21 protein-coding genes and 1 pseudogene are annotated in these 26,675 nt (G+C 71.6%); 8 read left to right on the top strand and 14 right to left on the bottom strand.

The window, feature by feature from the left end; translation table 11 throughout:
- Nucleotides 1–583 precede the first annotated feature (583 nt).
- From H9Y04_RS41665 to H9Y04_RS41645, 5 genes and pseudogenes are all read right to left on the bottom strand, one after another.
- Nucleotides 584–1,033 (bottom strand): hypothetical protein, encoded by a 450-nt coding sequence (locus H9Y04_RS41665; protein ID WP_187819475.1) that lies wholly within the window; start codon nucleotides 1,031–1,033, stop codon nucleotides 584–586.
- Nucleotides 1,034–1,330: 297 nt separating this feature from the next.
- A pseudogene (locus tag H9Y04_RS41660) lies at nucleotides 1,331–2,350 on the bottom strand (fructose PTS transporter subunit IIA); the annotation flags it as partial.
- Nucleotides 2,351–2,612: 262 nt separating this feature from the next.
- On the bottom strand, nucleotides 2,613–3,560 hold the full coding sequence (gene pfkB / locus H9Y04_RS41655; RefSeq protein WP_187819483.1) for a 1-phosphofructokinase: 948 nt from the start codon (nucleotides 3,558–3,560) through the stop codon (nucleotides 2,613–2,615).
- A gap of 229 nt (nucleotides 3,561–3,789) precedes the next feature.
- Nucleotides 3,790–4,551 carry a DeoR/GlpR family DNA-binding transcription regulator gene (locus H9Y04_RS41650; protein ID WP_187819474.1) on the bottom strand — a complete coding sequence of 254 codons (762 nt, stop codon included), beginning with the start codon at nucleotides 4,549–4,551 and terminating at the stop codon, nucleotides 3,790–3,792.
- Between the two features lie 282 nt (nucleotides 4,552–4,833).
- Nucleotides 4,834–6,354 (bottom strand): MFS transporter, encoded by a 1,521-nt coding sequence (locus H9Y04_RS41645; protein WP_236072092.1) that lies wholly within the window; start codon nucleotides 6,352–6,354, stop codon nucleotides 4,834–4,836.
- A gap of 171 nt (nucleotides 6,355–6,525) precedes the next feature.
- Between H9Y04_RS41645 and H9Y04_RS41640 the strand changes: the two genes are divergently transcribed.
- Nucleotides 6,526–7,500 carry a helix-turn-helix transcriptional regulator gene (locus H9Y04_RS41640; RefSeq protein ID WP_187819472.1) on the top strand — a complete coding sequence of 325 codons (975 nt, stop codon included), beginning with the start codon at nucleotides 6,526–6,528 and terminating at the stop codon, nucleotides 7,498–7,500.
- 177 nt (nucleotides 7,501–7,677) lie between these two features.
- Here the strand turns inward: H9Y04_RS41640 and H9Y04_RS41635 are convergent, their stop codons facing one another.
- A complete protein-coding gene (locus tag H9Y04_RS41635; protein ID WP_187819471.1) occupies nucleotides 7,678–8,685 on the bottom strand; it encodes a sigma-70 family RNA polymerase sigma factor in 1,008 nt (335 codons plus the stop codon).
- 484 nt (nucleotides 8,686–9,169) lie between these two features.
- Nucleotides 9,170–9,955: a dioxygenase family protein gene (locus tag H9Y04_RS41630; protein WP_187819470.1), complete on the bottom strand. Its 786-nt coding sequence runs from the start codon at nucleotides 9,953–9,955 to the stop codon at nucleotides 9,170–9,172.
- 129 nt (nucleotides 9,956–10,084) lie between these two features.
- On the opposite strand from H9Y04_RS41630, the gene H9Y04_RS41625 reads away from it, so the two are divergent.
- Entirely contained in the window at nucleotides 10,085–10,588 is a 504-nt protein-coding gene (locus H9Y04_RS41625; RefSeq protein WP_187819469.1) for a MarR family winged helix-turn-helix transcriptional regulator, read from the top strand.
- A 51-nt stretch (nucleotides 10,589–10,639) separates the two neighbouring features.
- Here the strand turns inward: H9Y04_RS41625 and H9Y04_RS41620 are convergent, their stop codons facing one another.
- Both H9Y04_RS41620 and H9Y04_RS41615 read right to left on the bottom strand, forming a co-directional pair.
- Nucleotides 10,640–12,163, bottom strand: coding sequence for an MFS transporter (locus H9Y04_RS41620; protein WP_187819468.1), 1,524 nt, complete (start codon nucleotides 12,161–12,163; stop codon nucleotides 10,640–10,642).
- Nucleotides 12,164–12,297: 134 nt separating this feature from the next.
- A complete protein-coding gene (locus H9Y04_RS41615) occupies nucleotides 12,298–12,951 on the bottom strand; it encodes a TetR/AcrR family transcriptional regulator (RefSeq protein WP_187819467.1) in 654 nt (217 codons plus the stop codon).
- A gap of 322 nt (nucleotides 12,952–13,273) precedes the next feature.
- Between H9Y04_RS41615 and H9Y04_RS41610 the strand changes: the two genes are divergently transcribed.
- The gene (locus H9Y04_RS41610; protein ID WP_187819482.1) at nucleotides 13,274–14,557 is read left to right on the top strand and encodes a M6 family metalloprotease domain-containing protein; all 1,284 of its coding nucleotides are present in this window, start codon (nucleotides 13,274–13,276) and stop codon (nucleotides 14,555–14,557) included.
- Nucleotides 14,558–15,443: 886 nt separating this feature from the next.
- The gene (locus H9Y04_RS41605) at nucleotides 15,444–15,932 is read left to right on the top strand and encodes a pyridoxamine 5'-phosphate oxidase (RefSeq protein WP_308801944.1); all 489 of its coding nucleotides are present in this window, start codon (nucleotides 15,444–15,446) and stop codon (nucleotides 15,930–15,932) included.
- Nucleotides 15,933–15,968: 36 nt separating this feature from the next.
- Here H9Y04_RS41605 and H9Y04_RS41600 read toward each other — a convergent pair whose 3' ends face one another.
- On the bottom strand, nucleotides 15,969–16,535 hold the full coding sequence (locus H9Y04_RS41600) for a hypothetical protein (RefSeq protein ID WP_187819466.1): 567 nt from the start codon (nucleotides 16,533–16,535) through the stop codon (nucleotides 15,969–15,971).
- A 149-nt stretch (nucleotides 16,536–16,684) separates the two neighbouring features.
- On the opposite strand from H9Y04_RS41600, the gene H9Y04_RS41595 reads away from it, so the two are divergent.
- On the top strand, nucleotides 16,685–19,237 hold the full coding sequence (locus H9Y04_RS41595) for an ATP-binding protein (RefSeq protein WP_187819465.1): 2,553 nt from the start codon (nucleotides 16,685–16,687) through the stop codon (nucleotides 19,235–19,237).
- A 120-nt stretch (nucleotides 19,238–19,357) separates the two neighbouring features.
- Nucleotides 19,358–21,730 (top strand): S8 family serine peptidase, encoded by a 2,373-nt coding sequence (locus H9Y04_RS41590; protein ID WP_187819464.1) that lies wholly within the window; start codon nucleotides 19,358–19,360, stop codon nucleotides 21,728–21,730.
- Nucleotides 21,731–21,838: 108 nt separating this feature from the next.
- Here H9Y04_RS41590 and H9Y04_RS41585 read toward each other — a convergent pair whose 3' ends face one another.
- The 4 genes from H9Y04_RS41585 to H9Y04_RS41570 all read right to left on the bottom strand — a co-directional run bounded on the left by H9Y04_RS41585 (nucleotide 21,839) and on the right by H9Y04_RS41570 (nucleotide 25,038).
- Entirely contained in the window at nucleotides 21,839–23,470 is a 1,632-nt protein-coding gene (locus H9Y04_RS41585) for an acyl-CoA dehydrogenase family protein (RefSeq protein ID WP_187819463.1), read from the bottom strand.
- Nucleotides 23,471–23,506: 36 nt separating this feature from the next.
- Nucleotides 23,507–24,151: a TetR/AcrR family transcriptional regulator gene (locus H9Y04_RS41580; protein WP_187819462.1), complete on the bottom strand. Its 645-nt coding sequence runs from the start codon at nucleotides 24,149–24,151 to the stop codon at nucleotides 23,507–23,509.
- 67 nt (nucleotides 24,152–24,218) lie between these two features.
- A complete protein-coding gene (locus tag H9Y04_RS41575; protein WP_187819461.1) occupies nucleotides 24,219–24,545 on the bottom strand; it encodes an SHOCT domain-containing protein in 327 nt (108 codons plus the stop codon).
- A gap of 52 nt (nucleotides 24,546–24,597) precedes the next feature.
- Nucleotides 24,598–25,038 carry a DUF6325 family protein gene (locus tag H9Y04_RS41570; RefSeq protein ID WP_308801938.1) on the bottom strand — a complete coding sequence of 147 codons (441 nt, stop codon included), beginning with the start codon at nucleotides 25,036–25,038 and terminating at the stop codon, nucleotides 24,598–24,600.
- 88 nt (nucleotides 25,039–25,126) lie between these two features.
- Between H9Y04_RS41570 and H9Y04_RS41565 the strand changes: the two genes are divergently transcribed.
- Both H9Y04_RS41565 and H9Y04_RS47210 read left to right on the top strand, forming a co-directional pair.
- Nucleotides 25,127–25,447: a hypothetical protein gene (locus tag H9Y04_RS41565; protein WP_187819460.1), complete on the top strand. Its 321-nt coding sequence runs from the start codon at nucleotides 25,127–25,129 to the stop codon at nucleotides 25,445–25,447.
- Nucleotides 25,444–26,667 (top strand): glycosyltransferase family 2 protein, encoded by a 1,224-nt coding sequence (locus H9Y04_RS47210; protein WP_308801936.1) that lies wholly within the window; start codon nucleotides 25,444–25,446, stop codon nucleotides 26,665–26,667. The genes H9Y04_RS41565 and H9Y04_RS47210 overlap by 4 nt, the downstream gene beginning before the upstream one ends.
- Nucleotides 26,668–26,675: the final 8 nt, after the last annotated feature.

Raw genomic sequence — 26,675 nt, 5'->3', positions numbered from 1 at the left:
CTTCGACTAAGGCCGGATCGCGGCGGCGGTGCAATGTCGACGGACCCGCTTCCATGGTCGTTGCCCATCGGCGGGGGGCGGCCGGCTCCACGGCTTTACCCACCTCCCCGGTCCGGGACCCGCGTCGGGCAAGACCAGGGGGCCACTCGATCACATTGCGGTCAGGCTCAAAGAGCTTGACCGAGTTGCCAACCAGCGTACGGCCCCCTGATCATGCCCGACCCCAAACCAGGCAGGACACCGGCCAAAGCCGCTACGCCGACCTCAGGTGCAATTCACGCTCTCCCCGTTCGAGTAACGACATAGAGCACCGCAGGAACGGCCACGATGGCAAACGTCAGCCACGGACCGATCAGACCTTGCAGCGCGAGCACACCGCCGCAGAACAGAAGCCATCCAAGCCCGATGGCCAACGGCTCGTTTGGCGTTGGCTGCCGGACTCTGCCCTCATCAGCCATGGGGCGGCGAGTGCCCCACTACCAAAGAGGGAAACCGCAGTTCAGGCGAGTTCCCGGAACTGCAGAGGGCCCCACCCAATGGATGGAGCCCCTGCACTACTGCGAGCAGCGTCAGCCGTGACGACTCACGTGCAGCCCCACGCGGTGATCGAAAGCCCGATGAGGAAGACGCTCGAACCACCAGTCGTAGGAGCCGTCAGAGCCGCAAAACCCAAGCTCGCTGCGCACTTACGGGCAGCGTTCTTCTGAGCCGATGTCAGCTTCGGGCCACCAACGTAGATGTAGTTCTTCCCCTTGTAAGTGATGCACCCAGTCGACGACGAGCAGTAGCCGGTGTACTTGCGGAACATCTCCTTGCGGCAACTGGCGCCCGGCTTGCAGTAGTTCTTGCTGCTCGTGTTGACCGTCTTGCACTTCCCGGACGGGGCACAAATCTTCTTGGTGGCCGCCTCAGCAGGGCTGGCCGTGGTGCCCAGGGTCGTCATCGCGAGGGCAAGAATCGCCAGGACCGCCAGGAGCCAGCGGCGCCGCTTCCCGGTGCTCGACATGGCCGGACCATGCGCGAGTGTGCTCATTACTACCTCCCCAGTTCAGGCAGTCGCACCCTCCTTCACGAGGGGCGAAGCCGACTCAGAGAGGTTCTCTCACGGACCAACCTGGGCGTAATGGACTAAAGTCCCTTTCTTTGATCTTGGTTCGGACAGCCGAGGTTGCGGGCTACTCCCCCAGTTCGATGCCGAGCGCATCCGCAAGATCCCTCAGGATCTCATCCGGCAATGCTGGCGCCGACTCGGTTTGCCGGGCTGCCCATTCGTCTAGGATCTCGTCCATTACGCCTCCTAGCTGCACAGACTCCAAGTGTCTGAGTTTCAGTAACTGACGCCCGACATCAGCCACTTGCGCAGCTTGGTGCCGTAGCCGTCGCCCTCGTCACCGGCCGCCTCCACCGGGGTGGGGGCTCCGGAGGACACCTCACCGCGCGCGGCCTTCTCGCGGACCTCGGCGATGAGGGCGGCGGGGCGGTTGATGCCCGCCTTCACACCGACGTCGACGGTGGGCTTTCCGGCGAAGCGGTCCTTGTCCCGTACGGGGACGTCGTGGGCGAAGATCACCGCGTCGGCGGCCGCGATCACGGCCGGGTCGAGCCGCGTGAAGCCCGCCGAGCCCTGCGTCTCGACGACGAGCTCTACGCCTGCCTCGCGCCCGGCGTTCTCCAGGGACTCGGCGGCCATGTAGGTGTGGGCGATGCCGGTGGGGCAGGAGGTGACGGCCACGATCTTGAAGGTCTGGCCGGGAGGGGTGGCGGAGGGGGCTTCGGGGGTGTGGGCCTCGGGGGTGGGGTGCTGCGGTGCCTTCAATGCCTCAGGTGTGTCCTTGGCCTCAGGCGTGTCCTTGGCCTCAGGTGCCGCTTGTGCCTCCGCTGCGGGCGCCTCAGCCGATTCCGATACGGGTGAGTCCCCACGTATCAGCGCGGCAGCCCTCGCCGGGTCCCCGACCGCCCGCAGCGCACCCGTGAACTCGGCGTTCATCAGCTGGCGGGCCAGCGAGGACAGGATCGTGAGGTGGTCCTCGTCCGCGCCCGCGGGAGCGGCGATCAGGAAGATCAGGTCGGCCGGGCCGTCCGGCGCCCCGAAGTCGATGCCCTCGGCGGCCCGCCCGAACGCCAGCGTGGGCTCGGTGACATGGGCGCTGCGGCAGTGCGGGATGCCGATGCCGCCGTCGAGCCCGGTCGGCATCTGCGCCTCACGCGCGGCGACATCGGCGAGAAAGCCGTCGAGGTCGGTGACGCGGCCCGCGGCCACCATCCGCTCGGCGAGCGAACGCGCCGCGGCCTCCTTGGTCTCGGCGGACAGGTCGAGGTCGACCAGTTCCGCGGTGATCATCTCGCTCATCGCGGGCTCCTTTGCTCGCATATGGGGGACAGCTGAAGGGAGTTGAAGGGCTGGGAGCGGCGAAGAGGAGCTCCCGGAACCCCGGGGTGGCCAAGCCGTTGGCGGACGGGGTGGCGGCGGGCGGAGTGGTGGCGGGCGGGGTGGTGGTGGCCGTGCAGTAAGGGGCGTTCGCGGGCGATGTCAGTGGGGGTCGATAGCCTTATTGGGGCTCGGCCCCCGGGTGGGCGGGGACTGTCCGGGTGGCTAGTGTGCTCAGAGGGCTTCACGCCGCCGGCTCCCTCAACGCCCGGTCCAGGGGCACCTCGTCGGTGAGCCGCACCGCCGCCGGATCGAGGTCGCCGGGTGTCGGCATCACGCTGCCCGGCAGCTGTACGGCGGCCGCTCCGTGCGCCACCGCGGAGGCGAGGGCCTCGGGCCCGGAGCCGCCCGCGATCAGGAAGCCGGCGAGGGAGGCGTCGCCCGCGCCGACATTGCTGCGGACGGTTTCGACCGGGGCGCTCGCGAAGTACGTACCGCTGTCGTCGACGAGCAGCTGCCCGTCGGCGCCGAGCGAGGCGAGCACGGCCCGGGCGCCGAGCGAGCGCAGCTCCTCGGCGGCCTTCACCGCGTCGCCAATGGTGGCCAGCGGGCGGCCCACTGCTTCGGCCAGCTCCTCGGCGTTGGGCTTGACGACGTCGGGGCGCTCTCGCAGTGCGGCGGTCAGCGCGGGTCCTGACGTGTCGAGCGCGATCCGGGCGCCGGCCGCGTGGGCGCGGGCCACCAGGTCGGCGTACCAGGACGGTGCGAGACCGCGCGGCAGGCTGCCGCAGCAGGCGATCCAGCTCGCGCCGACCGACTCGGCGCGTACGGCCTTGAGCAGCGACTCGGCCTCGGCGGCGGAGAGTTCGGGCCCCGCGGCGTTGATCTTCGTCAGGGTGCCGTCGGGTTCGGCGAGCGAGATGTTGGAGCGGGTCGCGCCTTCGACCTGCACCGGCGCCACCTCGATGCCCTGCTCGCCGAGGAGCTGGGCGACCAGGGCGCCGGGCATCCCGCCGAGCGGAAGCACCGCGACGGTGCGCTTGCCGGCGGCGGCCACGGCGCGCGACACGTTGACGCCCTTGCCGCCCGGGTCCATCCGGTCGCCGACGGCGCGGTTGACCTCGCCGCGCTCGAGGGCGGGCACCTCGTAGGTGCGGTCGAGGGAGGGGTTCGGGGTGACGGTGAGGATCATGCGTACCGCTTCCAAGTGGTTCATGTCGTACGGGAGTTCAGGTGCGACAGGTGGGGGTGGGGAACCGGGGGCCGGAGTGGGGTCCGGCGGGGCGGGGTCGAGGTGCGGGGAGGTCAGGGGCGGGGAGGTCGGCGGCGGGGGCCGGCGAGGGGAAGTCCGGCACGTGGAGGCCGGGCACGTGGAGGTAGGGCGCGGGATGGCCCGGCAGCGGAAGACCGGTACGGGGAGGTCATACGCGCCGGACCTCCACGCCGGACTTCTCGAGGGCCTCGGTGTCGGCGTCGCTCAGGCCGCTGTCGGTGATCAGGAGGTCGACATCGGCCAGGTCGCCGAAGCGGGCGAAGTGCTCCTCGCCGCACTTGGCGGAGTCCGCGAGCAGCACCACGCGGCGGGCCGCGGCGATCGCGGCGCGCTTGACGGCGGCCTCGGCGAGGTCGGGGGTGGTCAGGCCGTGGTCGGCGGAGAAGCCGTTGGCGGCGAGGAGGAGGACGTCGGCGCGGACCTCGCCGTAGGCGCGCAGGGCCCAGGCGTCGACGGCCGCGCGCGTACGGTGCCGTACCCGGCCGCCGATCAGGTGCAGCTGGATGCCGGGGTGGTCGGCGAGGCGGGCCGCGGTGGGCAGCGAGTGCGTGACGACCGTGAGCGCGGATTCGAGCGGCAGGTCGGCGGCGACACGGGCGACGGTGGAGCCGGCGTCGAGGATCACGCTGCCGTCGGCGGGGAGTTCGGCGAGGGCGGCCCGGGCGATGCGGTCCTTCTCGTCGGCGGCGGTGGACTCGCGCTCGGCGAGGTCGGGCTCGAAGTCGAGCCGTCCGGCCGGTATCGCTCCGCCGTGCACCCGGCGGACCAGGCCCGCGCGGTCGAGGGCCTTCAGGTCGCGCCGTACGGTCTCGGCGGTGACCTGGAACTCCTCGGCCAGCGACAGCACATCGACGCGTCCGCTCTCACGGGCGAGCCGCAGGATCTCCTGCTGACGCTCCGGTGCGTACATGTGGATTCAGCTCCGCTTCATGCCCGACTGTGTGGGTTCTCCGTCAGACTACGTCCACGTATCAACGAAGTAAACAGATTCGGGCACGGTCCGGGCAGAAACGGGCTTTGGTCCTACGAGGGGAACTGCTGGGCGGGCCCTTGGGCCCGGCTGCGGGGCGTGCGGGCCGAACTCCGGGGGCCTGCTGCGGGGGCGTGCGGGCCGGCCGTCGGGGGCCCGCACGCAACGGCGCCCCCGCACCACAGGGGTGCGAGGGCGCCGCAAGCAAGCGCGCGGGTCAGGTCAGTGGACCAGCACCGGCTCCTCGTCGTCGTCCGCCGCCTTGCGCGGAGCCTCGTCCGAAGACGAAGCCGCGTCCTCGTCCGAAGACGAAGCCGCGTCCTCGTCCGAAGACGGAGCCGCACCCTCGTCCGCCCCACCCTCGAGGTGCTGCTTCGGCCGCTTCGGCAGCGCGAACATCACCAGGAAGATGACGCCGAGCACCGCGGCCACGTACTTCAGGGCGTACTGGAACGCCGCCACGATCTCCGCCGCCATCTCCTGCGGCACCACGCTGTCCGAGAGCTGTCCGAAGAAGACCACCGAGACCAGGCCGAGGCCGAGCGCGTTGCCCATCTGCATGGTCGTGTTGATCAGACCCGAGGCCGATCCCGCGTGCTCACGCGGCACCTCGGAGAGCACCGCGTCGGTCAGCGGGGCGACGATCAGGCCCATGCCCAGGCCCATGACGATCAGCGGGAGGGCCATCTGCCACTGGGTGATGGCCATGCCGTACCGGTCGGCCTCCCAGATGTAGAGCAGGACGCCGACGGCCATGGTCAGCGCGCCCGCCTGCAGCACCTTGCGGCCGAAGACCGGGACCAGCTTCTGCACCGAGATACCGGCCGCGAAGGAGACGGCGATCGAGAACGGCACACCGGTCAGGCCCGCCTTCAGGACGCTCCAGCCGAGGCCCGTCTGCATGTAGAGGGTCCATACCAGGAAGAAGATGCCCATGACCAGACCGAAGGTCAGCTGCACCGCGATGCCCGCCGCGAAGCTCTTCACCTTGAACAGCGGCAGCTCGATCAGCGGCGATCCGTCCTTCTTCGCCTTGTGGTTCTCGTACGCCACGAGGAGGCCGAAGACCGGCAGCGAGCCCGCCATCATCAGGTGGCCCCACAGCGGCCAGTCCAGCTCGTGTCCGCGGGTCAGCGGGTAGAGCAGCATCAGCAGGGCGATCACGACGAGCACCACACCGACGAGGTCCAGCTTGAGCGCCTTGGGCGCCTTGGACTCGCTGATGAACTTGCGGCCGAGGATCAGGGCCGCGATGCCCACCGGCAGGTTGATGAGGAAGATCGGGCGCCATTCGAGGCCGAACAGATTCCACTCGGTGAGCAGCGCGCCGAGCAGCGGTCCGGTCACCGCGCCGAGCCCGACGATCGCGCCGAACAGACCGAAGACCTTGCCGCGCTCGTGCGCCGGGAACGTGGCGTGCACGATCGACAGGACCTGCGGCACCATCAGCGCCGCGGTCGCGCCCTGCAGGAAGCGGGAGGCGACCAGCATGTCCGGGTTGACCGCGAAGCCGCACAGCGCGGACGCGAGCGTGAAGCCGGCGATGCCGATCAGGAAGAGCCGCTTGCGGCCGTAGATGTCGCCGAGCCTGCCGCCGGTGATCAGGCCGGCCGCGAAGGCCAGCGCGTATCCCGCGGTGATCCACTGGATCTGGCTGAGCGAGGCGCCCTCGTCGCGTGTGATGGTGGGGATCGCGACGTTCACGATCGTCACGTCCACGAGGTCCATGAACGAAGCGGTCATCACGATCGCGAGCGCGATCCACCGCCGCCGGTCGGCCGCCGCCCCCTGCGCCGAAGCCTGTCCCGGGCTCTGGGCTATGCCCTGCGCGCTGCTGCTTGTCTTCTTCATGAGAAGTACGTTAGACGTCATGTAGGACAGGTCACGACCTAATTGAGGGGCATCCTCAAAAACATGACGACCGATACTCCGGCACGACTGCTGCAGCTTCTGTCGCTTCTGCAGACGCCACGCGAGTGGCCAGGCAGTGAGCTCGCCGATCGCCTCCAGGTCTCCCGGCGGACCGTCCGCCGTGATGTGGACCGGCTGCGCGAACTCGGCTATCCGGTGCAGGCGACCATGGGCGCGGACGGCGGCTACCGCCTCGTCGCGGGCAAGGCCCTGCCGCCCCTCGTGCTCGACGACGAGGAGGCGGTGGCGATCGCGGTCGGCCTGCGCGCGGGCGCGGGCCATGCGGTCGAGGGCATCGAGGAGGCCTCCGTACGCGCCCTCGCGAAACTCGAACAGGTGCTGCCCACGCGGCTTCGCCACCGCGTCAACACGCTCGGCGCGGCGACGAGTTCGCTCGTGTACAGCGGGGGCGGCGACGGCGCGACCATCGCGCCCGAGACCCTCACGGTCCTGGCGGCGGCGACCTCGGGACACGAGCGGCTGCGCTTCTCGTACGAGGCCGGGGACGGCGCGCGGACCCGGCGGCTGACCGAGCCGTATCGGCTGGTCTCGGCGGGCCGGCGCTGGTATCTGGTCGCGTACGACATGGACCGCGACGACTGGCGTACGTTCCGCGTCGACCGCGTCAGCGAACCCTTCGCGACCGGTGCGCGCTTCGTGCCGCGCGAGGTGCCGACCGGGGACGCGGCGGAGTTCATGCGGGCGACGGTGTGGCGGGGCTCGCCCACGTTCGAGATCGACGTGGCCTTCGCGGCTCCGGTGGCCGAGGTGGCCCGCCGGCTGCCGCCGGCCTTCGGGACCCCGGAGGCGACCGGTGAGGACAGCTGCCGGCTGCGCTCGACGGTCAAGGACTCCCTGGAGTGGGCGGCGATGCGCCTGGCCATGACGGGGGTGGACTTCACGGTCCACGGGCCGGCGGAACTGGTCGAGCAGGTGGCCCAGTTGGGCAGCCGGCTGACCAGGGCGACCTCGGCCTGACGGACGAGGCCTCCACCTGACCGCCGCCGGACCGGCGCGGCCGCCGTCCGATGCCGGGCAGCCGCTGCCGGGTCATGGCGGCGGGCGCCCGGCCCGCACGACAAACGAGCCCCGGCGCCAGGGGGGGGTGGGCGCCGGGGCTCGGTCTATGGGGGGCGGCCTGGGGCCGCCCCATGGTTACGCCGCCGCGTCGAAGCCGGTGTCGCGGGCGAGGCGCTTCAGTTCGAGCAGGGCGTGCTTCTCGATCTGGCGGATCCGCTCGCGGGTCAGACCGTGTTCCTTGCCGACCTCGGTCAGGGTGCGCTCGCGGCCGTCCTCGATGCCGTACCGCATCTTGATGATCGACGCGGTGCGCTGGTCGAGCCGGCCGATCAGACCGTCGAGCTCCTCGCTGCGAAGGAGCGTGAGCACGGACTGCTCGGGCGAGACGGCCGAGGTGTCCTCGAGGAGGTCACCGAACTGGGTGTCGCCGTCGTCGTCCACCGACATGTTGAGCGAGACCGGGTCGCGCGCCCAGTCGAGCACGTCGCCGACACGCTCCGGCGTCGAGCCGAGCTCGGCGGCGATCTCGGTGTGCTCCGGGTCGCGGCCGTTCTCCCGGTTGAACTCGCGCTGCACCCGGCGGATGCGGCCGAGCTCCTCGACGAGGTGGACGGGCAGCCGGATCGTGCGCGACTGGTCCGCGATCGAGCGCGTGATGGCCTGACGGATCCACCAGGTGGCATACGTGGAGAACTTGAAGCCCTTGCGGTAGTCGAACTTCTCGACCGCGCGCACCAGGCCCGCGTTGCCCTCCTGGATCAGGTCGAGCAGCGGCAGACCCGAGCGCGGATAGCGGCGGGCGACCGCGACGACCAGACGGAGGTTGGAGCGGATGAAGATGTCCTTGGCGCGCTCGCTGTCGGCGATCAGGGCCTCGAGCTCTTCACGGCTCGCGTCCTTGCCCGTCTCGGTCTCCTGCTCGAGCGTGCCGTCGAGGATCTGCTCGGCATACACACCCGCTTCGATGATCTGGGACAGCTCGACCTCCTTGGCGGCGTCGAGCAGCGGCGTGCGGGCTATCTCGTCCAGATACATGCCGACCAGGTCGCGGTCGGCGATTTCACCGGTTCCGACGCGAACACTGCTTGCCGCGTCGTTCTCGCCCTTGGCGGACTTACGACGGGCGACGGCACGGGTTGCCATGCGTGCTCCCTTGCGATGAGTGGGGCCTGCTGGTGGTCTTCGGGACTCCAGGGGCGGTGGCCGGTAACGCTTTGACTACCGCTTCCGAAGGAAACAACGACTGGAATCCGGACAGAATTCCCAAGCTGCCCAACATTTTTCGTGATCTTGCAGTACCCTGTGCCGCCGCAACGTGTGCCGACGCTCCGTCGGCGTCACGGAGGTGCAGGTCAGGCCGGGTGCGAAGACCCTTCCCGTACCCCTCGGGCGTCCTCGTCGACGCCCGGGAAATGAGACGGCCCTCACACGTTGTGCCTGCTCCGCCCCCCGGGCCGGCCCGCTTTCCCCGCTCCTGAAGACGGCGCCGACCGCTTCGTGGTTGCCCGGCAGCTCCCCGGGTTCCCTCGATCCGGCCCCTGCAACACCGCCACAGCCGCTTCAATCGCCCAACGGCCCGAACGCGCCAACAGTTCCCACGGCATCCGCAGGCTCACGGAGGCATCCGTCAGCCGAACTGCACCGACCTCTTCGCGAGCCCCATCCAGAACCCGTCGATCACCGACCGCTGCGCCCCGAGATCACCGGCCGCGTCCGCCGCCCCCATCGTCACGAACAGCGGCGCGAAGTGCTCGGTACGGGGGTGCGCGAGCTGTCCCGCGGGGGACTTCGCCGTGAAGTCGAGCAGCGCGTCCACGTCGCCGGCGTCCAGCGCCTCGTACCCCCAGGCGTCGAACTCCGCGGACCAGGAAGGGATTCCGCCCTGCCGCAGTGCCGCCAGGTTGTGCGTGAAGAAGCCGCTGCCGACGATCAGTACGCCCTCGTCGCGCAGCGGTGCGAGGGTGCGGCCGATGTCCATGAGCCGGCGCGGGTCGAGCGTGGGCATGGAGATCTGCAGGACCGGGATGTCCGCGCCGGGGAACATCTCCTTGAGCGGCACGTACGCGCCGTGGTCGAGGCCGCGGTCCGCGATGTCCTGCACGGGGGTGCCGGGCGTGCGCAGCAACTTCCTTACGGATGCGGCGAGTTCCGGCGCTCTGGGCGCCGCGTACTCGACCTGGTAGTAGTGCTCGGGGAAGCCCCAGAAGTCGTAGACGAGCGGGACGGTCTCGGTGGCGCCGAGGGCGAGCGGCGCTTCTTCCCAGTGCGCGGAGACCATCAGGATCGCCTTCGGCTTCGGCAGGTCGGCCGACCAGGCGGCGAGCTGGCCCGGCCACAGGGCGTCGTCGGCGAGCGGCGGTGCGCCGTGCGAGAGGTAGAGCGCGGGCATGCGCTCGGCGGTGGTGGCGTTCATGGCGACTCCCTGGCTCTCCGGCTCGCTGACCAGCCGACGTTCATGCTTGAAAGTTCAAGCACTACCTCGACGGTACTCCCGTCCCCCCTTTCCTTCAACCTTCAAGAAAGCCCTCCGTACAGTGGAGGCATGGCGACGAAGCACGAGGACGGGCCCCGCTGGCTCAGCGACGAGGAACAGCAGGTCTGGCGCACGTATCTGCAGGCCACCATGCTGCTCGACGACCATCTGGACCGGCAGCTGCAACGCGACGCCAAGCTGCCGCACCTCTATTACGCGCTGCTCGTCCAGCTCGGCGAGGCCCCGCGCCGGCGGCTGCGGATGACCGAGCTCGCCAAGCAGGCGAAGATCACCCGCTCCCGGCTCTCGCACGCGATCGCGCGCCTGGAGAAGAACGGCTGGGTCCGCCGCGAGGACTGCCCCTCCGACAGGCGCGGCCAGAACGCCATCCTCACCGAGCGCGGCGCCGAGGTGCTCGCCGAGGCGGCGCCCGGCCATGTCGCCGCCGTACGGCAGGCGCTCTTCGACCGACTGACCCCCGAACAGCAGAAGTCCCTCGGCGAGATCATGAAGATCGTCGCCGAGGGACTGCAGCCGTGCGAGGCGGGTGCGGATCTGCCCTGGTTGCGCTGAGTTCCCTACGGGGTGCTCAGGGCGGATCCGGTTGTTTCTGCGTGACGCGGGTCAGTGCGCCATGACCGGGACCTGGACGTCCTCGTCCGCACCCTTGCCGCCGCCGGAGGCGACGGGCGAGGAGCCCTGCGCCTTGGTGGTGATGAAGGTGAACGCGATCGCCGCGGAGACCGCGAGGATGCCGACAGCCCACCAGATCGCCGAGGTGTAGCCCTCGACCATCGCCTGCGACTGCAGGAGCTGCTGGTTGGTCGCACCGGCCGCGTTGTCCACCAGGTACGCGGTCGTGGCCGAGGCCGCGATCGTGTTCAGGAGCGCGGTGCCGATGGCGCCGCCGACCTGCTGCGAGGTGTTGACCATCGCGGAGGCCACACCGGCGTCCCGCGCCTCGACACCGATGGTGGCGAGGGACATGGCCGGCATGAACGCCGTACCCATACCGAGACCGAGCAGCAGCTGCGCCGGCAGGATCAGGAGCGGGTACGAGGAGTCGATCTCCATCTGCGTCAGGAGCAGCATGCCGAGCGCGGCGACCAGGAAGCCCGGGCCCATGAGCAGGCGCGGAGCGACACGGGTCATCAGACGGGCGCCGATCTGGGTCGAGCCCGTGATCATGCCCGCGATCATCGGCAGGAAGGCGAAGCCGGTCATGACCGGGCTGTAGCCCTTGACGATCTGCAGGTAGTACGTGAGGAAGAGGAACAGGCCGAACATCGAGATGACGGCGAGTCCGAGCGAGAGGTACACGCCACCGCGGTTGCGGTCGGTGATCACGCGCAGCGGGAGCAGCGGGTGCTTGACCTTGGCCTCGGTGAGGACGAACGCGGCGAGCAGCACCGCGGACGCGATGAACATCGCGATGGTCACGGAGTCGGACCAGCCGTCGGACTCGGCGCGCGTGAAGCCGTAGACGAGCGCGACCAGACCGGTGGTCGACAGGACCACACCCGGGATGTCGAGCGGCGAGCGGTTGCGGCCGCCGGCCGGCTCACGGATCACGAGGTACGCGCCGACGGCGGCGACGATCGCGAACGGAATGTTGACGAAGAAGGTCCAGCGCCAGTTCAGGTACTCGGTGAGCACACCGCCGAGGATCAGACCCACGGCGCCGCCGCCACCGGCGATCGCACCGTAGATACCGAAGGCCTTGGCGCGCTCCTTGGCGTCGGTGAACATCACCGCGAGCAGCGACAGAGCGGCCGGCGCGAGCAGCGCGCCGAAGGCACCCTGCGCGGCACGGGCGATCAGCATCATGGCCTCACCGGTGGCGGCGCCGCCGAGGGCGGACGCGCCGGCGAAACCGATCAGACCGGTCACGAAGGTGCGCTTGCGGCCCCACAGGTCGGCGATGCGTCCGCCGAACAGGAGCAGACCGCCGAAGGCCAGCGCGTAGGCCGTGATGACCCACTGGCGGTTGGCGTCCGAGATGCCCAGGTCCTGCTGGGCGGTCGGCAGCGCGATGTTCACGATCGTCGCGTCGAGCACGACCATCAGCTGCGCCAGGGCGATGAAGACCAGCGCCGTCCAGCGCTTGGGATCGAGCCCGGAATCGGGCTTGAGGGCTGTTTCAGACATGGGGGTACCCACCTCGGTATTTCTTGAAATTTCGCACGCGCACGACAGCGCACGATGACGGGAAAGAGAGCTGCTACGGAAGCTTGTGGTTACTGCGGAAGCCTGTGGTCACTGCGGAAGCTGGGGCGGGCCGGTCAGGCCCTTCGGCGGAGGTCCTCCAAAGTGGCCGCCGCGCCCGGGAGTTCGGATCGGGCCGGGGCCTGCAGGCCGTCGAGGAACAGCTGCAGGTGGCGGTGGACGAACTGGTCGAAGTTCACGCACCCCGACCCTGGCAGGGGCCGGGTGAGCTGGGACAGGGCCACCATCAGGTCGCCGACAGCGACATCGGTGCGCAGTCGACCTGCGGTGCGGGCCCGTTCCATCAGCCCTTCGACGAGGGACTCGATGCGGTCCCGGGCCTCGTCGAGGTCCGGGTGCTGCTTGTCGAAGTCGCCGGAGAGCATCGGGCACAGGGCTCCGATCCGCTCCTCGGCGGCCGCGTGCACGAAACGGCGCAGCGCCTCGAACGCGTCGCCCTCCTCGGCGAGCGCGCGCTCGGCCTGCTCCGCCGTGCGGTCCATCACGAAGCAGACGACCTCGCGGATGAGCTCCGCGCGGTCGGCGAAGTGCCGGTACAGGGTGGCGTTGCCGACGCCGGCCCTGCGGGCGATCTCGTCGAACGGGACCTCGGGTCCGAACTCGACGAACATCTCCCTGGCCGCCGCGACGATCCGCTCACGGTTGCGCAGTGCGTCGGCCCGGGGGCGCGGCACGGGACGCGACCGTTCAGCGGCTGCTGCGGTGACCATAACCATCCTGCCCTCCGAAGCGGACATCTGTCCACTTCTATTTTCCGGCTCCTTCACCCCCGTCTGCCGGTGCCGGCCGCGGGGCGCTGTCGCCTCGATGCGGGGAGTCAGTCCCCGTTTCGCGCGAACACAGGTCTAAACGGGGAGGGCGTCCCCGGTTATTTCCCGCACTCATGTGACCTGGCTCACACCTGTTCCGGGCGAGAAACCCACGATCGGCGCACCCAGCGCGCGCGTGTCGGGGCCCCGGCAGAAGGTGATCGTCATGGACGCGGTGCGCGCCGGCTCCCGGCTGCGCACCGCCGGACGGAAGGGCCCTCGCATGCAGCTGTCCCCTCGCTGGATACGCAGGCCGAGCCGCAGCAGCTTGCTCGCCGCGGCCGCCGCGCTGGCCATCTCCGCGACGGCGACGGCCAGTACGGGACAGCTTCTCGCCGACCCCTCCAGCGCGGCCGGACCGGTGTCCGCCGCCCGTTCCACCGCCCTCGGACCGTGCATGATCACGGGCTCGATGGGTGTGCAGATGTCCGAGGGCGTGCCCACTCCGCCCGGCTACTCCCGTTCCACGGGCACCATCCGCGCACTGAACCTGATGGTCGACTTCCCGGACGCCCCCGGTGAGGGGTCCGCGCTCGACCGGTACGCGGAGTTCTTCCCGCAGACCCAGAAGTGGTTCCGCACCAGCTCGTACGGGCGGCTCGACTACCAGCCGCACGCCCCGGTCAAGGACTGGCTGCGGATGCCCCGCAAGTTCTCCGCGTACGGGATAGAGCGCGGCGCGCCGTTCGATCCGGGCTACCGGGCGCTGGTGGAGGACATCGTGCGGGCCGCGGATCCCGATGTGGACTTCCGCGCGTACGACCTCGTGAACATCCTCGTGACGCCGAACGCGGGGCCCTCGGCGCTCGACACGGTCCTTTCGGTGACCTTCGCGGGGAACCACGAGGCGCCGGTCGCGGACGGGGTGCCCGTGGCCAACGCGTCCTTCGTGTACTCGCGGCAGGACGACGGGTCGGGGTCGTACCAGGAGACCGGGTACCGGGTGCTGCCGCACGAGAACGGGCACGTGTTCGGGCTGCCCGATCTGTACACCGCCGACGGGGGTGGGGCCGTGGGGCACTGGGACATCATGAGCGAGGACTGGGGGGCCAACAACGATCTGCTCGGCTGGCACAAGTGGAAGCTGGGGTGGCTGGACGACAGTCAGGTGCGGTGTGCTTCGGCTTCGGGGGTGTCCGAGCATCTGCTGAGTCCGCTGTCGTCGGGGGCGGACGGGTCGAAGCTGACGTTCGTGCCCGTGAGTGAGCAGATGGGGTACGCGGTGGAGGTGCGGACCCGTGGGGGGAACGACGAGGCCGTGTGCAAGCCGGGGGTGTTGGTGTACCGGGTCGATGCGGATGTGGACACCGGGCAGGGGCCGGTGGTTGTCGCCGATTCCGCGCGGGATTCCGGGGGGTGTACGCGGCGGCCCAATGTGCATGCGGAGCTGTCGGATGCGCCGTATGGGGTGGGTGAGTCGTTTGTGGACCGGGAGCATGGGGTCCGTGTGACGGTTCTTGGCGAGGAGCCGGACGGGCGTTTCAAGGTCCGCGTCCGCCGCGACTGAGGTCACGGGGGCGCCGCCCCCGGGCCCCCGCTGGTGGCTTCCGCTCCCAGGCCCCCTCTGGCTTGGGTGCGGCTTCGTGTCCGGCTTGCGGTGCACGGTGGGGCCTGCGGCTTCGTGTCCGGCTTCCGGTGCACGGTGGGGCCTGCCGCTTCGTGTCCGGCTTGCGGTGCACGGTGGGGCCTGCCGCTTCGTGTCCGGCTCTCCGCCGTCTCGTCTGCGCCTGCGGTTCGTCTTGGGTCGGTGCCGGGTGGGGTACCTGGTTTTCGGGCAATGTGGGCCGGTACCGAGGGACTCACCTGGTCGTCTCGGACCGCCCGAAAACCAGGCACCCCACCCCGTCCCCTCCCGCCGTCCCGCGGCTGCAGGCTGGGTGGGCTCCTGCCCCAGCGGTGCGCAACTGCAGGCCCGGGGGTTCCGCCCCCGCCGTCCCGCAACTGCGGCCCGGTGACGCCTTCGCCCGCACCCCTGCCGCCCCGCTCCATGCGCGCACTCCCACCCACCCTCGCGCCTCCCACCCGCCCTTGCGCCACGCACGCTGACTGCGCTGGACGGAGCGTCCAACTGCAGCCCGTCCGGCGTTTGAGGACGAGGGCCGTTCAGGCGCGACAAGGGGGCAAGGGGCGAAGCCCCAAAAGGCCCACCCACCCGGGTGCCCACAAGAGCCGGGGCTCAGCCCCACGTTGACCCACCCACCCCGGGACCCACTCACCCCGGGTGCCCGCCCGCCCTGCTTGCCCACCCACCCCGGGGGTCCGGGAGCGCTGCCCACGCCCGCGGCGGAGCCGCAAATCGATACAGCGGAAAGGGGCGGGTAGGGGAAAACCGCCCGCCGCAGGCGCAGACCACCCGCAGGGGGCGGCGCGAGGACAGTGGCACCCTGGGGGGCGTGAACCATGTGCAGCATGCCGAGCGTCCGCCCGAGAATCTGGTGCAGGCGCTCGCCGAGTACTCGACCCTCACCCTCGCCTACGTCGACAGCCAGGCGCAGCCCCAGGCATGTGCCGTGTTCTTCGCCGTGGCGGAGAGTGGCGCGCTGGTGTTTCTGACGGCTGTGAGCACGGGGCACGGGGCCGCCCTGGAGGCGCAACAGCCGGACGCCCACGTCGCGTTCACGGCGCAGGCCGATCAGCAGACGTGGACGTCGATCACCGGCGTGCAGGGGCGCGGAGTGTGCCGGCGGGTGGGCGAGGAAGGGCTTGCGGACGCGCGCGCCGCGTATCTGCGGGCCTTTCCGTATGTGGCGGAGGATCCGCGGCTCGCCAAGGCGGTCGCGTCCGCCGCGATGTGGGAGATCACGCCGCAGTGGCTGCGCGTGATCGACAACGCGAAGGGGTTCGGGCACAAGGAGGAGTGGGCGGCACCGGTGGCGGGGTGAGGCCGCCGCTCAGCTCTTGGTCGCGTCCAGGCCCGCTCAGCTCTTGGTCGCGCCCAGGCCCGTACCGCTCTTGGTCGCGCCCGAGCCCGCCCCGCTCTTGGTCGCGTCCAGCCCCGCCCCGCTCTTGGTCGCCCCGCTCTTCGTCGCCGGCGGACCGAAGGGGCCCGACGAGCTCTTCGTCGCGCCGAGAACCCGTATCGCCGCGATCGACGCGCAGCTCACGGCCGCGTCGCGCCCCGCGTGCAGGAAGCCGGTGAGTGCCGCGTCGACGACGTGGCGGAACAGGCCGAGCGGCGTCTCGGCGCGTACGAGGACCGCGAGCACCGAGCCGACCGTGAGCAGGCCGGAGCCGGGCTCCGGGGCGTCGGACTTGTCGTGGCTCGCGTACTCCGTGAAGGCCGCGCCCTCCGTGTCGCTCAGGAGGCCGGAGTTCGTCAAGTAGCGCAGGGCGTGGCCCACTTCGGCCCGGTCGGCGTCCGAGGGCGGCGCGTCCGACTTGGTGGCGGCGGGGCCCGGGTGGTGCAGGCCCGCGGTGACCGCTGTGCCCAGGAGGGCCGCCTGGTCGAGGGGGCCGGCAGGGTGGGAAGGTGCGTGTGTGGTCATGGTCTGTGCCTCCTTGTCGGAGTTTTCGTACCTTCGGCGGCGGAGTTCGGGAATTCCGCCCGGGACCACGCGGCGAGTGCGTCATCCTCAAGTCTCCGGGGTTCGCAGGTGAGTTGACGAAAACTGACACAACTGGCCGGGGAGGGCGCATGGGGGTGCTGCCGAGGCCCGAAGGGCTCGAAGGTCCGTTACGGGACCTGTTCGACGCGCTGCACGATCTGCATCACCGGGCCGGCCGCCCGAGTCTGCGGCAGATGGCCAAGGAGGTGGGGTGCAGCCATACGACGGTGTCCGTGGCGTTCTCCGGGCCCGCGCTGCCCCGATGGGGGCTGATCGAGCTGCTGGTGGAGACGCTCGGCGGGGACACGGAGCGTTTCCACGGGCTGTGGCTCGCGGCCGGTACGGATCCCGCACGGCCGCCCGCGGCGGCCCCGGCCGGGCGGCTCGTGCCGCGCCAACTGCCCGGTGACGTACCGGTGTTCACCGGTCGCGTACGGCAGCTCGCGGAGCTGGACCGGCTGCTCTCGGCGCCGGCCGCTTCGGGCGCGGTGGCGATCTGCGCGCTGTCCGGCACCGCCGGCGTGGGCAAGACGGCGCTCGCGGTGCACTGGGCGCACCGCGCGGCTCCCGCGTTCCCCGACGGGCAGCTGTATCTGAATCTGCGCGGGTACGACCCGGAGCGTCCGGTGTCCGCGGCCGAGGCGCTCGAGGTGTTCCTGCGGGCGCTCGGCGTGGAGGGGCCGGCCGTGCCGCACGGGCTCGACGAGCGTGCGGCCCTGTACCGGACGCTGCTCGCGGGGCGCCGGGTGCTCGTCGTCCTGGACAACGTCCGCGGGATCGAGCAGGTCCGCGAGCTGCTTCCCGGCACCCCGAGCTGCCAGGTCCTGGTCACCAGCCGTGACTCGCTGCCGTCGCTGGTGGCCCGCTACGGCGCCGTACGACTGACGCTTGACGTGCTGCCGGGCGAGGACGCGTCCGACCTGCTCGCCCGGCTGATCGGGGCCCGGGCCGAGGCCGAGCCCGGGCACACCGCGGCGCTCGCCGAGCGGTGCGCACGGCTGCCGCTCGCCCTGCGGATCGCCGCCGAACTGGCCGCCGCACGGCCAGGCGTGCCGCTCGCCCGCCTGGTCGCCGATCTGGGCGACGAATCCCGCCGGCTCGACCTCCTGAACGCGGGCGAGGACGACCACACCGCCGTACGGGCCGTGTTCTCGTGGTCCTGCCGCGCACTGCCCGAGCCCGCGCTCGACGCCTTCCATCTGCTCGGCCTGCACCCGGGTCCTGATCTGTCCGCCGCGGCCGCCGCGGCTCTGCTCGGTGTCGAACAGGCCGTCGCCTACCGGCAGTTGGACACCCTCGCGCGCGCCCATCTCGTGGACGAGACGGACGTGGGCCGGTTCACCATGCACGATCTGCTGCGCGCGTACGCGGCCGAGCAGGCGGCCACGCGCCCCGACCGCGAGTCCGCCCTGCTGCGGCTCTTCGACCACTACGCCGAGGCCGCACACCGTACGACCGATCCGCACGCCCCGTGGCTCGCGGCCGAGCGCCGCAATCTGCTCGCCGTGGCCGCCGCGTCAGCCGGCGTCTCGCCCCGGCACACCCTCGCGCTGTCCGCCGGTCTCGACCGGCTCCTGGACACCGCCGCCCACTACCGCGACGCCCTGGCCCTGCACGCCCTCGCCCTCGACGCGGCCCGCGCCCTGGGCGACCGCGCCGCCGAGGCCGCCGCGCTCAACCGGCTCGGCCACGCCCATCTGCGCACCGGCTCCTACACCGCGGCCGTACGCCACCACCAGGAGGCGCTCGACGCGCACCGCGTGGGCGGCGACCGGCTCGGCGAGGCGGACGCACTGCACGGGCTCGGCACCCTGTCCTGGCGGCTCGGGCGGTACGAGGACGCCAGGGCGCATCTGGAGGCCGCGCTCGCACTGCGCCGCGAGCTGGCCGACACCGGCGGCGAAGGCGCCGCGCTGTACGGCCTGGGCACCGTGCACCGCCAACTCGGCGACTATCCCCGGGCACTTGACCACCAGGAACGCGCCCTCGTCCTGTTCCGCGAGCACGGCGACCGGATCGGGCAGGCCCGGGTCCTCAACAATCTCGGCACCACCCTGGAGCGCACCGGCCGCTATCTGGAGGCGTACGACCACTACGCCCGCGCGCTCAGCATCAACCGCGAGATCGGCAACCGCGTCGGCGAGGCCGTGGCCCTGACCAACCTGGGCTCCGCCAGCCTGCGGCTCGGCCATCTCGCGGACGCGGCCGCCCACCATGAGGCCGCACTGCCCATCTACGTCGAGACGGACTACCGCAGCGGCCAGGCCGAGGCCCTCCGCGGCATCGGTACGGTCCATCTCGCGGCCGGACGGCACGAGGACGCCCTCGACCTGCTCGGCCGGGCCGTGGCCCTGGCCCACGAGGTGGGCGAGGCGGAGGTGGAGACCGGCGCGCTGATCGACCTCGGCGAGACCCAACTTGCCCTGGGACTGCGGGCGGACGCGGGCGGCTCCCACGCGGCGGCCCTGGACCTGGCCGAACGCAGCGGCGACCGCTACGAGCAGGCCCGCGCGCTCGCCGGTCTGGCCCGACTGTCCGACGCCGCGACGGCCCGGCGCCATCGGGCCGCGGCGGCCGCGCTGTTCGACGCGCTCGGGGTGCCGGAGGCGGCCGAGACCCATCGCCTTCTGGAGGAGCCCTGAGAGGCCAACTCATCTGCAAGCGCGGCCAGTTCTGTCCAGCTCTGTCAGCTTCCGTAAAGCCCCCTCCCGCCCGCTCCAGACTCGACGGTATTCCACCTGCTCTCCCGGAAGGGGCGCATGATGCCGTCCACCCTGCTGGTGCAGCTGACCACCGACGCCGAGGCCGAGACCGGTGCCGTCCGCGCGACGGGCGCCGAGGTCCTGGCCCGCTACCCCGACGCGCTCCTGGTCCGTGCGGACGCCGAACAGGCCGTACGGATCGGAGAGTTGGCGACCGTCACCGAGCTGCAGCAGCCCGCCGTCGTCACCGCGGGCAACACCTTCACGTTCGCCGACGCCGTCGAGGCGCAGCACACCGAGGCCCTGGAGCCGCCGCCCGGGCGCACCGCCTACTACCTGCTGCGGCTCGCGGGCCCGCCCGCTCCCGAGTGGCTGGCCGAGCTGGCCGCGCGCGGGGTCCGCGTGCACGACAGCCTGGCCGGGTTCACTCTGGTCATCGGCGTGCTGCCTGAGCACGCCGAGCAGCTCACCGAACTCCCCTGGGCCGAGGAGGTCACCCCGTACCGGCCCGCGATGAAGGTCTCCCCGAAGGTGTATCCCGCCGACGAGCGGCCCACGGCCCTCGCGCATCCGGCACCCGCCCAGGAGCAGCTCGTCGAGGTGTCCGTGTTCCCCGGCGAGTCCGTCGAGGACGTGGCTGCCGTGCTGCGCACCCAGGGCGGCGCGATCCTGTCCACGTCCGGGCGCACCCTCGTGGCGAGCGCCGTGCCCAGCCGGGTGGCCGAACTCCCCGGCGTGCAGGCCGTGTTGCCGTACGCCCTGGCCGAGTACCACAACGACCGCGCGCGCCGCGTCCTCGGCGTCGCGGAGGACAATTCCGCGGGCGGTATCGAGCTCGGCGGCGCGGGCCAGATCGTGGCCGTGGCCGACTCCGGCCTCGACACCGGCGACATCGCCACGCTCCACGAGGACGTACGGGGCCGGGTCACCGGTCTCGTCAGCTGGCCCGTGCGCTCCGCGCTCGCCCCGTACGTGGACGATCCGCCGGGCAGCGACGACGGGCCCGCCGACGGCGACAACGGCCACGGGACGCATGTCACCGGCTCGGTGCTCGGCGACGGCGCGGCCGCGCTCGCCGCCCACGCCTCCCCCGTCCCGGCCGGCACCGCGCCCGAGGCTCAGGTGTTCTTCCAGTCGATCGGGCAGCGCGTGCACTGGAAGACCGAGGCCGAGGTGGCACATCTGCCGAGGATCAGCGAGACCTGGCCGCCGCCCGCCTCCGGTCTGTACGGGCTGCCCGACGATCTGCGCCCGCTGTTCGAGCAGGCCCATCGCGCGGGCGCCCGGATCCACACCAACTCCTGGGGCGCGCCCACCGCCGGGCTCTACACGGCCAAGTCCCGTGCCGTGGACGACTTCGTGTGGAACCACCCGGACATGCTGATCCTGTTCTCGGCCGGCAACGAGGGCGAGGACCGCGACGGCAACGGCGTCGTGGACGAGGACTCCATCGGCTCCCCCGCCACCGCCAAGAACTGCCTCACCATCGGCGCCGGCGAGAACGACCGCCCCGCCGACTCCGCACCGGCGCCCGGCCGCAACACCACCTGGGACCGCTTCACCCGCGCCGGCGTCCTGCGCTACCCGAAGATGGCGGCCGCCGGCCATATCTCCGACGACGTCGACGGACTCGCGGCCTTCTCCTCCCGCGGCCCCACGGACGACGGCCGGATCAAGCCCGATCTGATCGCCCCCGGCACCAACGTCCTGTCCCTGCTCTCCCGCGCGCTGCCGCCCAACGCGGTCCCGCTGTGGGGCAAGCTGCCCGTCGGCCACCCGCTGCGCAGCGCGTACTGCTGGAGCGGCGGCACGAGCATGTCCACCCCGCTGACCGCCGGCGCCGCGGCGCTGGTCCGCGAATATCTCGTACGGGAACGGCGCCACCACCCGACCGCGGCGCTGCTCAAGGCGTTCCTGGTCAACGGGGCGGCCGCGATGCCCGGCCAGTTCGCGGGCGAGATCGCACCCGGGCCCAACAACGCGAGCGGCTTCGGACGCGTGGACGTGACCGGGTCCGTGGGCACCGACGGGCGGCACCGCGCGCTGTTCGCCGACGACTTCCAGGACGCCGTGCAGACCGGTGCGCGGGTCACGTACCGCCTCGAAGACCTGGACCCGGGGCGGCCGTTGAAGATCACCCTGGCCTGGACGGACGCGCCCTCCGAGGCCGCCGGCGGTCTCGTCAACAAGCTCTATCTGCAGGTCCGCCGCGCCGACGGAAGCGCGGTGCACGACGGTGACGTACGGCCGTTCCCGGGGGCGGTCAACAACGTCCAGCAGGTCACGATCGAGGAGCCGGGGACCGATCCGTATCTGATCGATGTCTGGGGCGTCATGGTGACGCGGCGCTCGCTGCGTGCCGTGTTCTCCGCGATCGCGCATCAGGACTTCGCGGTGGTGGCGTCCAACGGGCTCTCGCTGCGGCGCATTTGAGGGAGTGCGCCGCGGCGCGGAGGGGGAAACGGGGGGAGGCGGGGCCGGGGCCCGAGGGTCCCGGCCCCGCCTGTCCGTGCACTGTCTGTGACTCGGGCTGCCCGTGACTCAGGCCGGCAGCCGCTCCAGGAGGCCCGCGAAGTCCGTGCCCGGCGGGAGCGTGCCGAAGGCGAGGCCCTGACCGCCGGCCAGGCGGGAGCCGCAGAAGGCGTCGGCGACCGCCGGGGGTGCGTGGCGCACGAGCAAGGAGCCCTGAAGGACGAGGGCCGCGCGTTCGACGAGGTGGCGGGCGCGCAGCGGGGCGTCCTCGGTGAGGACGAGCTCTGCGCGCAGCTCGCGCCAGGCCGCGTCCAGGCGGGTGTCGGCGCCGGACGCCGCTTCCACCTCCGTACGGAAGGCGTCGAGCGATTCGGGTTCTCGGGCCAACACCCGCAGAAGGTCAAGGGCGTTGACGTTGCCGGAGCCCTCCCAGATGCCGTTGAGCGGGGCCTCGCGGTAGAGGCGGGGCATGCCGGAGGCCTCGTCGTAGCCGTTGCCGCCGAGGCATTCCAGGGCCTCGGCGACGAAGGCCGGCTGGCGCTTGCAGACCCAGTACTTGCCGACGGCCGTGGCCAGGCGCAGGAAGGCACGCTCGGCCCCGTCCCCGCGCTGCGCACGGTCCGCGGCGCCCGCGAGCCGCAGCGCCAGGGTCGTGGCCGCCTCGGATTCGAGCGAGAGATCCGCCAGTACGTTGCGCATCAGCGGCTGGTCGATGAGCTTGGCGCCGAACACGGAGCGGTGGCGCGCGTGGTGGGCGGCCTGCGCGAGGGATTCGCGGACATGGGCCGCGGAGCCGAGCACGCAGTCCAGGCGGGTCATGGTGACCATGTCGATGATCGTGCGGACCCCTCGGCCCTCCTCCCCCACCAGCCAGGCCACCGTGTCGTCGAACTCGGGCTCGCTGGAGGCGTTGGAGCGGTTGCCGAGCTTGTCCTTGAGGCGCTGGATGCGGAAGGTGTTGCGGCTGCCGTCCGGCAGGACGCGCGGCACCAGGAAGCAGGACAGGCCGCCCGGCGCCTGCGCGAGGATCAGGAACAGATCGTTCATCGGGGCACTGGTGAACCACTTGTGGCCGCGCAACCGCCAGCTGCCGTCGGCCTGTTCGGTGGCCGTGGTGGTGTTGGCGCGCACATCCGTGCCGCCCTGCTTCTCCGTCATGCCCATCCCGGCGAGCAGCCCCTGCTTCTGGGTGGGAGTGCGCAGGCCCGGGTCGTACGTACGGCTGGTGAGCAACGGCTCGTAGACCTTGGCGAGTTCGGGTGCGCGGCGCAGCGCGGGAATGACGGCGTACGTCATGGAGACCGGGCACATGTGGCCCTGCTCCATCATCGTGGCGAGCATGAAGGTGCCCGCGCGGGCCACATGCGCGCCGGGCCGCTCGTCGGCCCAGGCGGAACCGGCCGCGCCCGCGCCCACCGTCGTGGTCATCAGGGAGTGGTACGCGGGGTGGAAGTCGACCTCGTCGATGCGGTGGCCGTAGCGGTCGTGGGTGCGCAGCTCGGGCTCGTGCCGGTTGGCCTGCTCCGCCCAGGCGCGGGCCTCCTCGCTGCCGGCGACCTTGCCGAAGCGGCGCAGCTCCTCGATGTGCCACTCCGCGCCCTCACGGCGTACGCCGTCGAGGAGCACCGCGTCCTCGGCCGGGTTGTGACCGGTCAACGGCGGTGCCTGGTTGGTCACTTCGTGCGTCACGCCGGTGGGCATCGGGGCCTCCAGTGGGGTCCGTAGGGGCGGGTCTGCTCAGTGCGTGGGGCGCTCAGCGCATGGGGCTCCGGCGCAGCGCAGGGCGGCGGCGGTGAGGTCGGCGAGGAGAGCCCGCGTGGCGCGCCCGTCGGACTGCGGGAGCTGCTCGTCCGCGGCGCCCAGCGGTTCGACGAGGACCTCGCCGATCGCTCCGGTGAGCGCGGCGGCGGTGATCTCGGCGTTCTGCGGCGGCAGCAGGCCCGCGGCCGTCCCTTCGCGTACGACCTCGGCGAACAGCGTGCGGTAGCGGCGCCGGAAGGCGAGCCGCTCGGCGCCGACAGCGGGTTCGGCGGGGGCGGCGAGCAGGGCGTAGGCCAGGCCGCGGTTCTCCAGGGCGCGGCGGGCGAACACGTCGACGCCGCGGGTCAGGCGTCCGACGGGATCACCGGCGCCCTGCAGGACCTCGCCGAGCACCTCGACCTCCCGCCCGGCCGCACGCCGGAACACCTCGACGGCGAGCGCCGCCTTGGACGGGAAATGCTGGTACACCGAGCCGGCCGCGATCCCGGCGGCGTCCGCGACGGCGGACACGGAGGCCCCCGCCCAGCCCACCTCCGCCACCACCTCGGTGGCACAGGTGATCAGCCGCTCGCGGACGGCTTCCAGACGGCTGAGTTCGGCGGGGGTCTTGCGGTAGGCCACGCAAGAAGTGAACCAGCATTCAGACTTTATGGCTACGGCCGCGCGGGCCGCGGCCCGCGCGGCCCGCTCAGGAGTTGAGCACGCGGGCCTTCTCGGTCGCGAACTCCTCATCCGTGAGCAGCCCTTGGGCCTTGAGCTCGGCGAGCGCGGTGAGCTGGGTGACGCGGTCCGGCACGGCGGGGGCGGCGGGCGCCGACGGCGCGGGCGGCGGCGCCACGGGGGCCGGGGCGGGTGCGGGCGGGGCCGCCTGCTGCTGCGCGTACGCCTGGCGTTGCGCATCACGCTGGGCCATCCCGCGGTTCACACGGTTGGAGACGGCGGAGGCCGTGCCCGAGATGACCGCGGTACGGGCGATGGTGCCCAGCAGGCCGGGACGTCCGATTCTCCGAGGCATGCGCTGTCCCTCCGTTGGTGTCCGGCGGCGTATCAGTCGACGTCAGTCGGCGTCAGTCGGCGTCGAGCGCCGCGAAGGCCGCGACGACGGTGTCCCGCGGAATGCGTTCGAGCAGCCGCAGCTCGCCCTGCGAGCCGCGGATCGCCGCGCCCAGGCGGGCGGCCCAGCTGTTCTCCCAGGCCACGACGAGCGCCGAGGACTGCGCGGGCATCCCGTCCGCGATCTTCAGCAGGTCCTCGTCGCTGAAGAGGTCGAACTGCGCCTCCGTGACCTGCTGGAACTCCTCGGCCACTTCCTCGTCGCCGAGCTCCAGGATGTCGACGGAGCCGTCGGCCCCCTTGCGTACGAAACTCAGGTCGAGCACCCGCACGGTCCCGTTCTGCTGCAGCTCGCGCAGCGCGGGGGCGACGTCCCCGTTGAACCGGTTCCCCTCGAAGGCGATCACCGCGACGTCGACCGGTCCGATGGCGTCGGTGTTCAGACCACTGGGCACGGGGGCCGCCTTCCCTGGGGTGCATTGCGGACTAATCGGATCCTAAGGTGACAAATATCCGACCGCTAGTGCGAGCAGTGATGCACCCATGGACCCACGGAACCCTCGCTCCGATGCCGCCTTCGAGCCGGCCCGGCGCGCCTCACCCGGCCGCCTGGTGGCCGCGTTCCTGTGCGGCGCGCTGGTCTGGATCGCCGCGGGCGCCCTCGCGGTCGTCCTGCTCGGCCACACCTCGATCCTGTGGCGCCTCCTGCTCGCGGTCCTCGTGTCCTGGCTGGTCTTCGGTGCGGCGCTGACCTGGGCGATAGCGCTGCGCCACCGGGAGGAGCGCCGTGCCCCGGGAGACCTCGGAGACCCGACAGGCGCGGGAGACCGGGCAGGCCCGGGAGACCCGGGAGGAGCGCCGTGACCTTCCTCGACGTCCTGCTGACCTTTCTCGCCTTCTATCCGGTGGTCACCGGCGGCGCCTGGATGGTGGGCGGCGTTCTCTTCCGGATCCTGGAGGGCAGCCCGGCCAGCACCCCGCCGGGCGGCTGGCCGGGCGTCACGATCCTCGTCCCCGCGTACAACGAGGAACGCGTCATCGCCCGCTGCGTCGAGGCCCTGCGGGACGTCGACTACGGCGGCGACCTCGAGATCCTGATCCTCAACGACGGTTCGGCCGACGCCACGGTCGCCGCCGCCCGCGCCGCGGCGGGCGACGATCCGCGCGTCACGGTCCTCGACGACGGCGTGAACCTCGGCAAGGCCGACCGGCTCAACGGCGGGATGCGCCGCGCCCGCCACGACCTGGTCCTGGTCACGGACGCGGACACCCATCTGCACCCCGACGCCGTACAGCACCTGACCGCGCGCATCCTGCGCTCGCCCCGCTACGCCGCCGTCGCCGGCAGCCCCCGCGTCACCAACCGCGGCGGGGTGCTCGCGACGCTGCAGATGCTGGAGACGGCCTCCCTGATCGGTCTGATGCGCCGCACGCACTCCCTCGCGGGCCGGGTGGGCACGGTCGCCGGAGTGCTCGGTCTCTTCCGCCGCGACGCGGTGCTCGCGGTGGGCGGCTACGACCCGAGGATGGCCACCGAGGACATCGAGCTCACCTGGCGCCTTCTGGAGGCGGGACACCTCACCGGTTTCACCCCTCATGCCCTGGTCGGCATGCAGGTCCCCCAGTCCGTACGGAGCATCTGGGCGCAGCGCACCCGGTGGGCCAGGGGCCAGGGCGAGGTCCTGCGCACCCACGCCCGGACCGTCTTCCGCCCGCGCCACTGGACGCTCTGGCCGATCGCCCTGGAAGCCCTGCTCTCGTATCTCTGGGTCCTGACGATGCTGGTCGCCACCGTCTGGGGTGTCGTCCACTGGATCACGCACCCCGACGACATGAAGTTCCGCTGGATGATCGCGTGGGGCGTGGGCATCGCGGTGGTCGCGGTGCTCCAGATCGCGATCGCGGTCGCCGTCGAGCGCCGCCTCGACCCGAGACTCCCGTACGCCTGCCTGCTCCTGCCGCTGTACCCGCTCGCCTACTGGACGATCAACGCCCTGGCCGCCCTCACCGCCCAGACGCGGGGACTGCTGCGCGGCCCCCGCAAACGGCGGGTGACCTGGGATCTGCCGCGGAGCTCGACCTAGCCCCTGCT

The organism is Streptomyces polyasparticus (assembly GCF_014493765.1).
In the GTDB taxonomy this organism is placed as follows: domain Bacteria; phylum Actinomycetota; class Actinomycetes; order Streptomycetales; family Streptomycetaceae; genus Streptomyces; species Streptomyces polyasparticus.
The sequence above is the reverse complement of the archived record's forward strand: the minus strand, read 5'-3'. Positions and strand labels throughout refer to the sequence as shown.

What these genes read in the sequence shown, in the direction of transcription:
- H9Y04_RS41665 (WP_187819475.1), bottom strand. Translation starts at nt 1,033, where the DNA reads ATGAGCACACTCGCGCATGGTCCGGCCATGTCGAGCACCGGGAAGCGG.
- pfkB (WP_187819483.1), bottom strand. Translation starts at nt 3,560, where the DNA reads ATGATCCTCACCGTCACCCCGAACCCCTCCCTCGACCGCACCTACGAG.
- H9Y04_RS41650 (WP_187819474.1), bottom strand. Translation starts at nt 4,551, where the DNA reads ATGTACGCACCGGAGCGTCAGCAGGAGATCCTGCGGCTCGCCCGTGAG.
- H9Y04_RS41645 (WP_236072092.1), bottom strand. Translation starts at nt 6,354, where the DNA reads ATGACCGCTTCGTTCATGGACCTCGTGGACGTGACGATCGTGAACGTC.
- H9Y04_RS41640 (WP_187819472.1), top strand. Translation starts at nt 6,526, where the DNA reads ATGACGACCGATACTCCGGCACGACTGCTGCAGCTTCTGTCGCTTCTG.
- H9Y04_RS41635 (WP_187819471.1), bottom strand. Translation starts at nt 8,685, where the DNA reads ATGGCAACCCGTGCCGTCGCCCGTCGTAAGTCCGCCAAGGGCGAGAAC.
- H9Y04_RS41630 (WP_187819470.1), bottom strand. Translation starts at nt 9,955, where the DNA reads ATGAACGCCACCACCGCCGAGCGCATGCCCGCGCTCTACCTCTCGCAC.
- H9Y04_RS41625 (WP_187819469.1), top strand. Translation starts at nt 10,085, where the DNA reads ATGGCGACGAAGCACGAGGACGGGCCCCGCTGGCTCAGCGACGAGGAA.
- H9Y04_RS41620 (WP_187819468.1), bottom strand. Translation starts at nt 12,163, where the DNA reads ATGTCTGAAACAGCCCTCAAGCCCGATTCCGGGCTCGATCCCAAGCGC.
- H9Y04_RS41615 (WP_187819467.1), bottom strand. Translation starts at nt 12,951, where the DNA reads ATGGTCACCGCAGCAGCCGCTGAACGGTCGCGTCCCGTGCCGCGCCCC.
- H9Y04_RS41610 (WP_187819482.1), top strand. Translation starts at nt 13,274, where the DNA reads ATGCAGCTGTCCCCTCGCTGGATACGCAGGCCGAGCCGCAGCAGCTTG.
- H9Y04_RS41600 (WP_187819466.1), bottom strand. Translation starts at nt 16,535, where the DNA reads ATGACCACACACGCACCTTCCCACCCTGCCGGCCCCCTCGACCAGGCG.
- H9Y04_RS41595 (WP_187819465.1), top strand. Translation starts at nt 16,685, where the DNA reads ATGGGGGTGCTGCCGAGGCCCGAAGGGCTCGAAGGTCCGTTACGGGAC.
- H9Y04_RS41590 (WP_187819464.1), top strand. Translation starts at nt 19,358, where the DNA reads ATGCCGTCCACCCTGCTGGTGCAGCTGACCACCGACGCCGAGGCCGAG.
- H9Y04_RS41585 (WP_187819463.1), bottom strand. Translation starts at nt 23,470, where the DNA reads ATGCCCACCGGCGTGACGCACGAAGTGACCAACCAGGCACCGCCGTTG.
- H9Y04_RS41575 (WP_187819461.1), bottom strand. Translation starts at nt 24,545, where the DNA reads ATGCCTCGGAGAATCGGACGTCCCGGCCTGCTGGGCACCATCGCCCGT.
- H9Y04_RS41565 (WP_187819460.1), top strand. Translation starts at nt 25,127, where the DNA reads ATGGACCCACGGAACCCTCGCTCCGATGCCGCCTTCGAGCCGGCCCGG.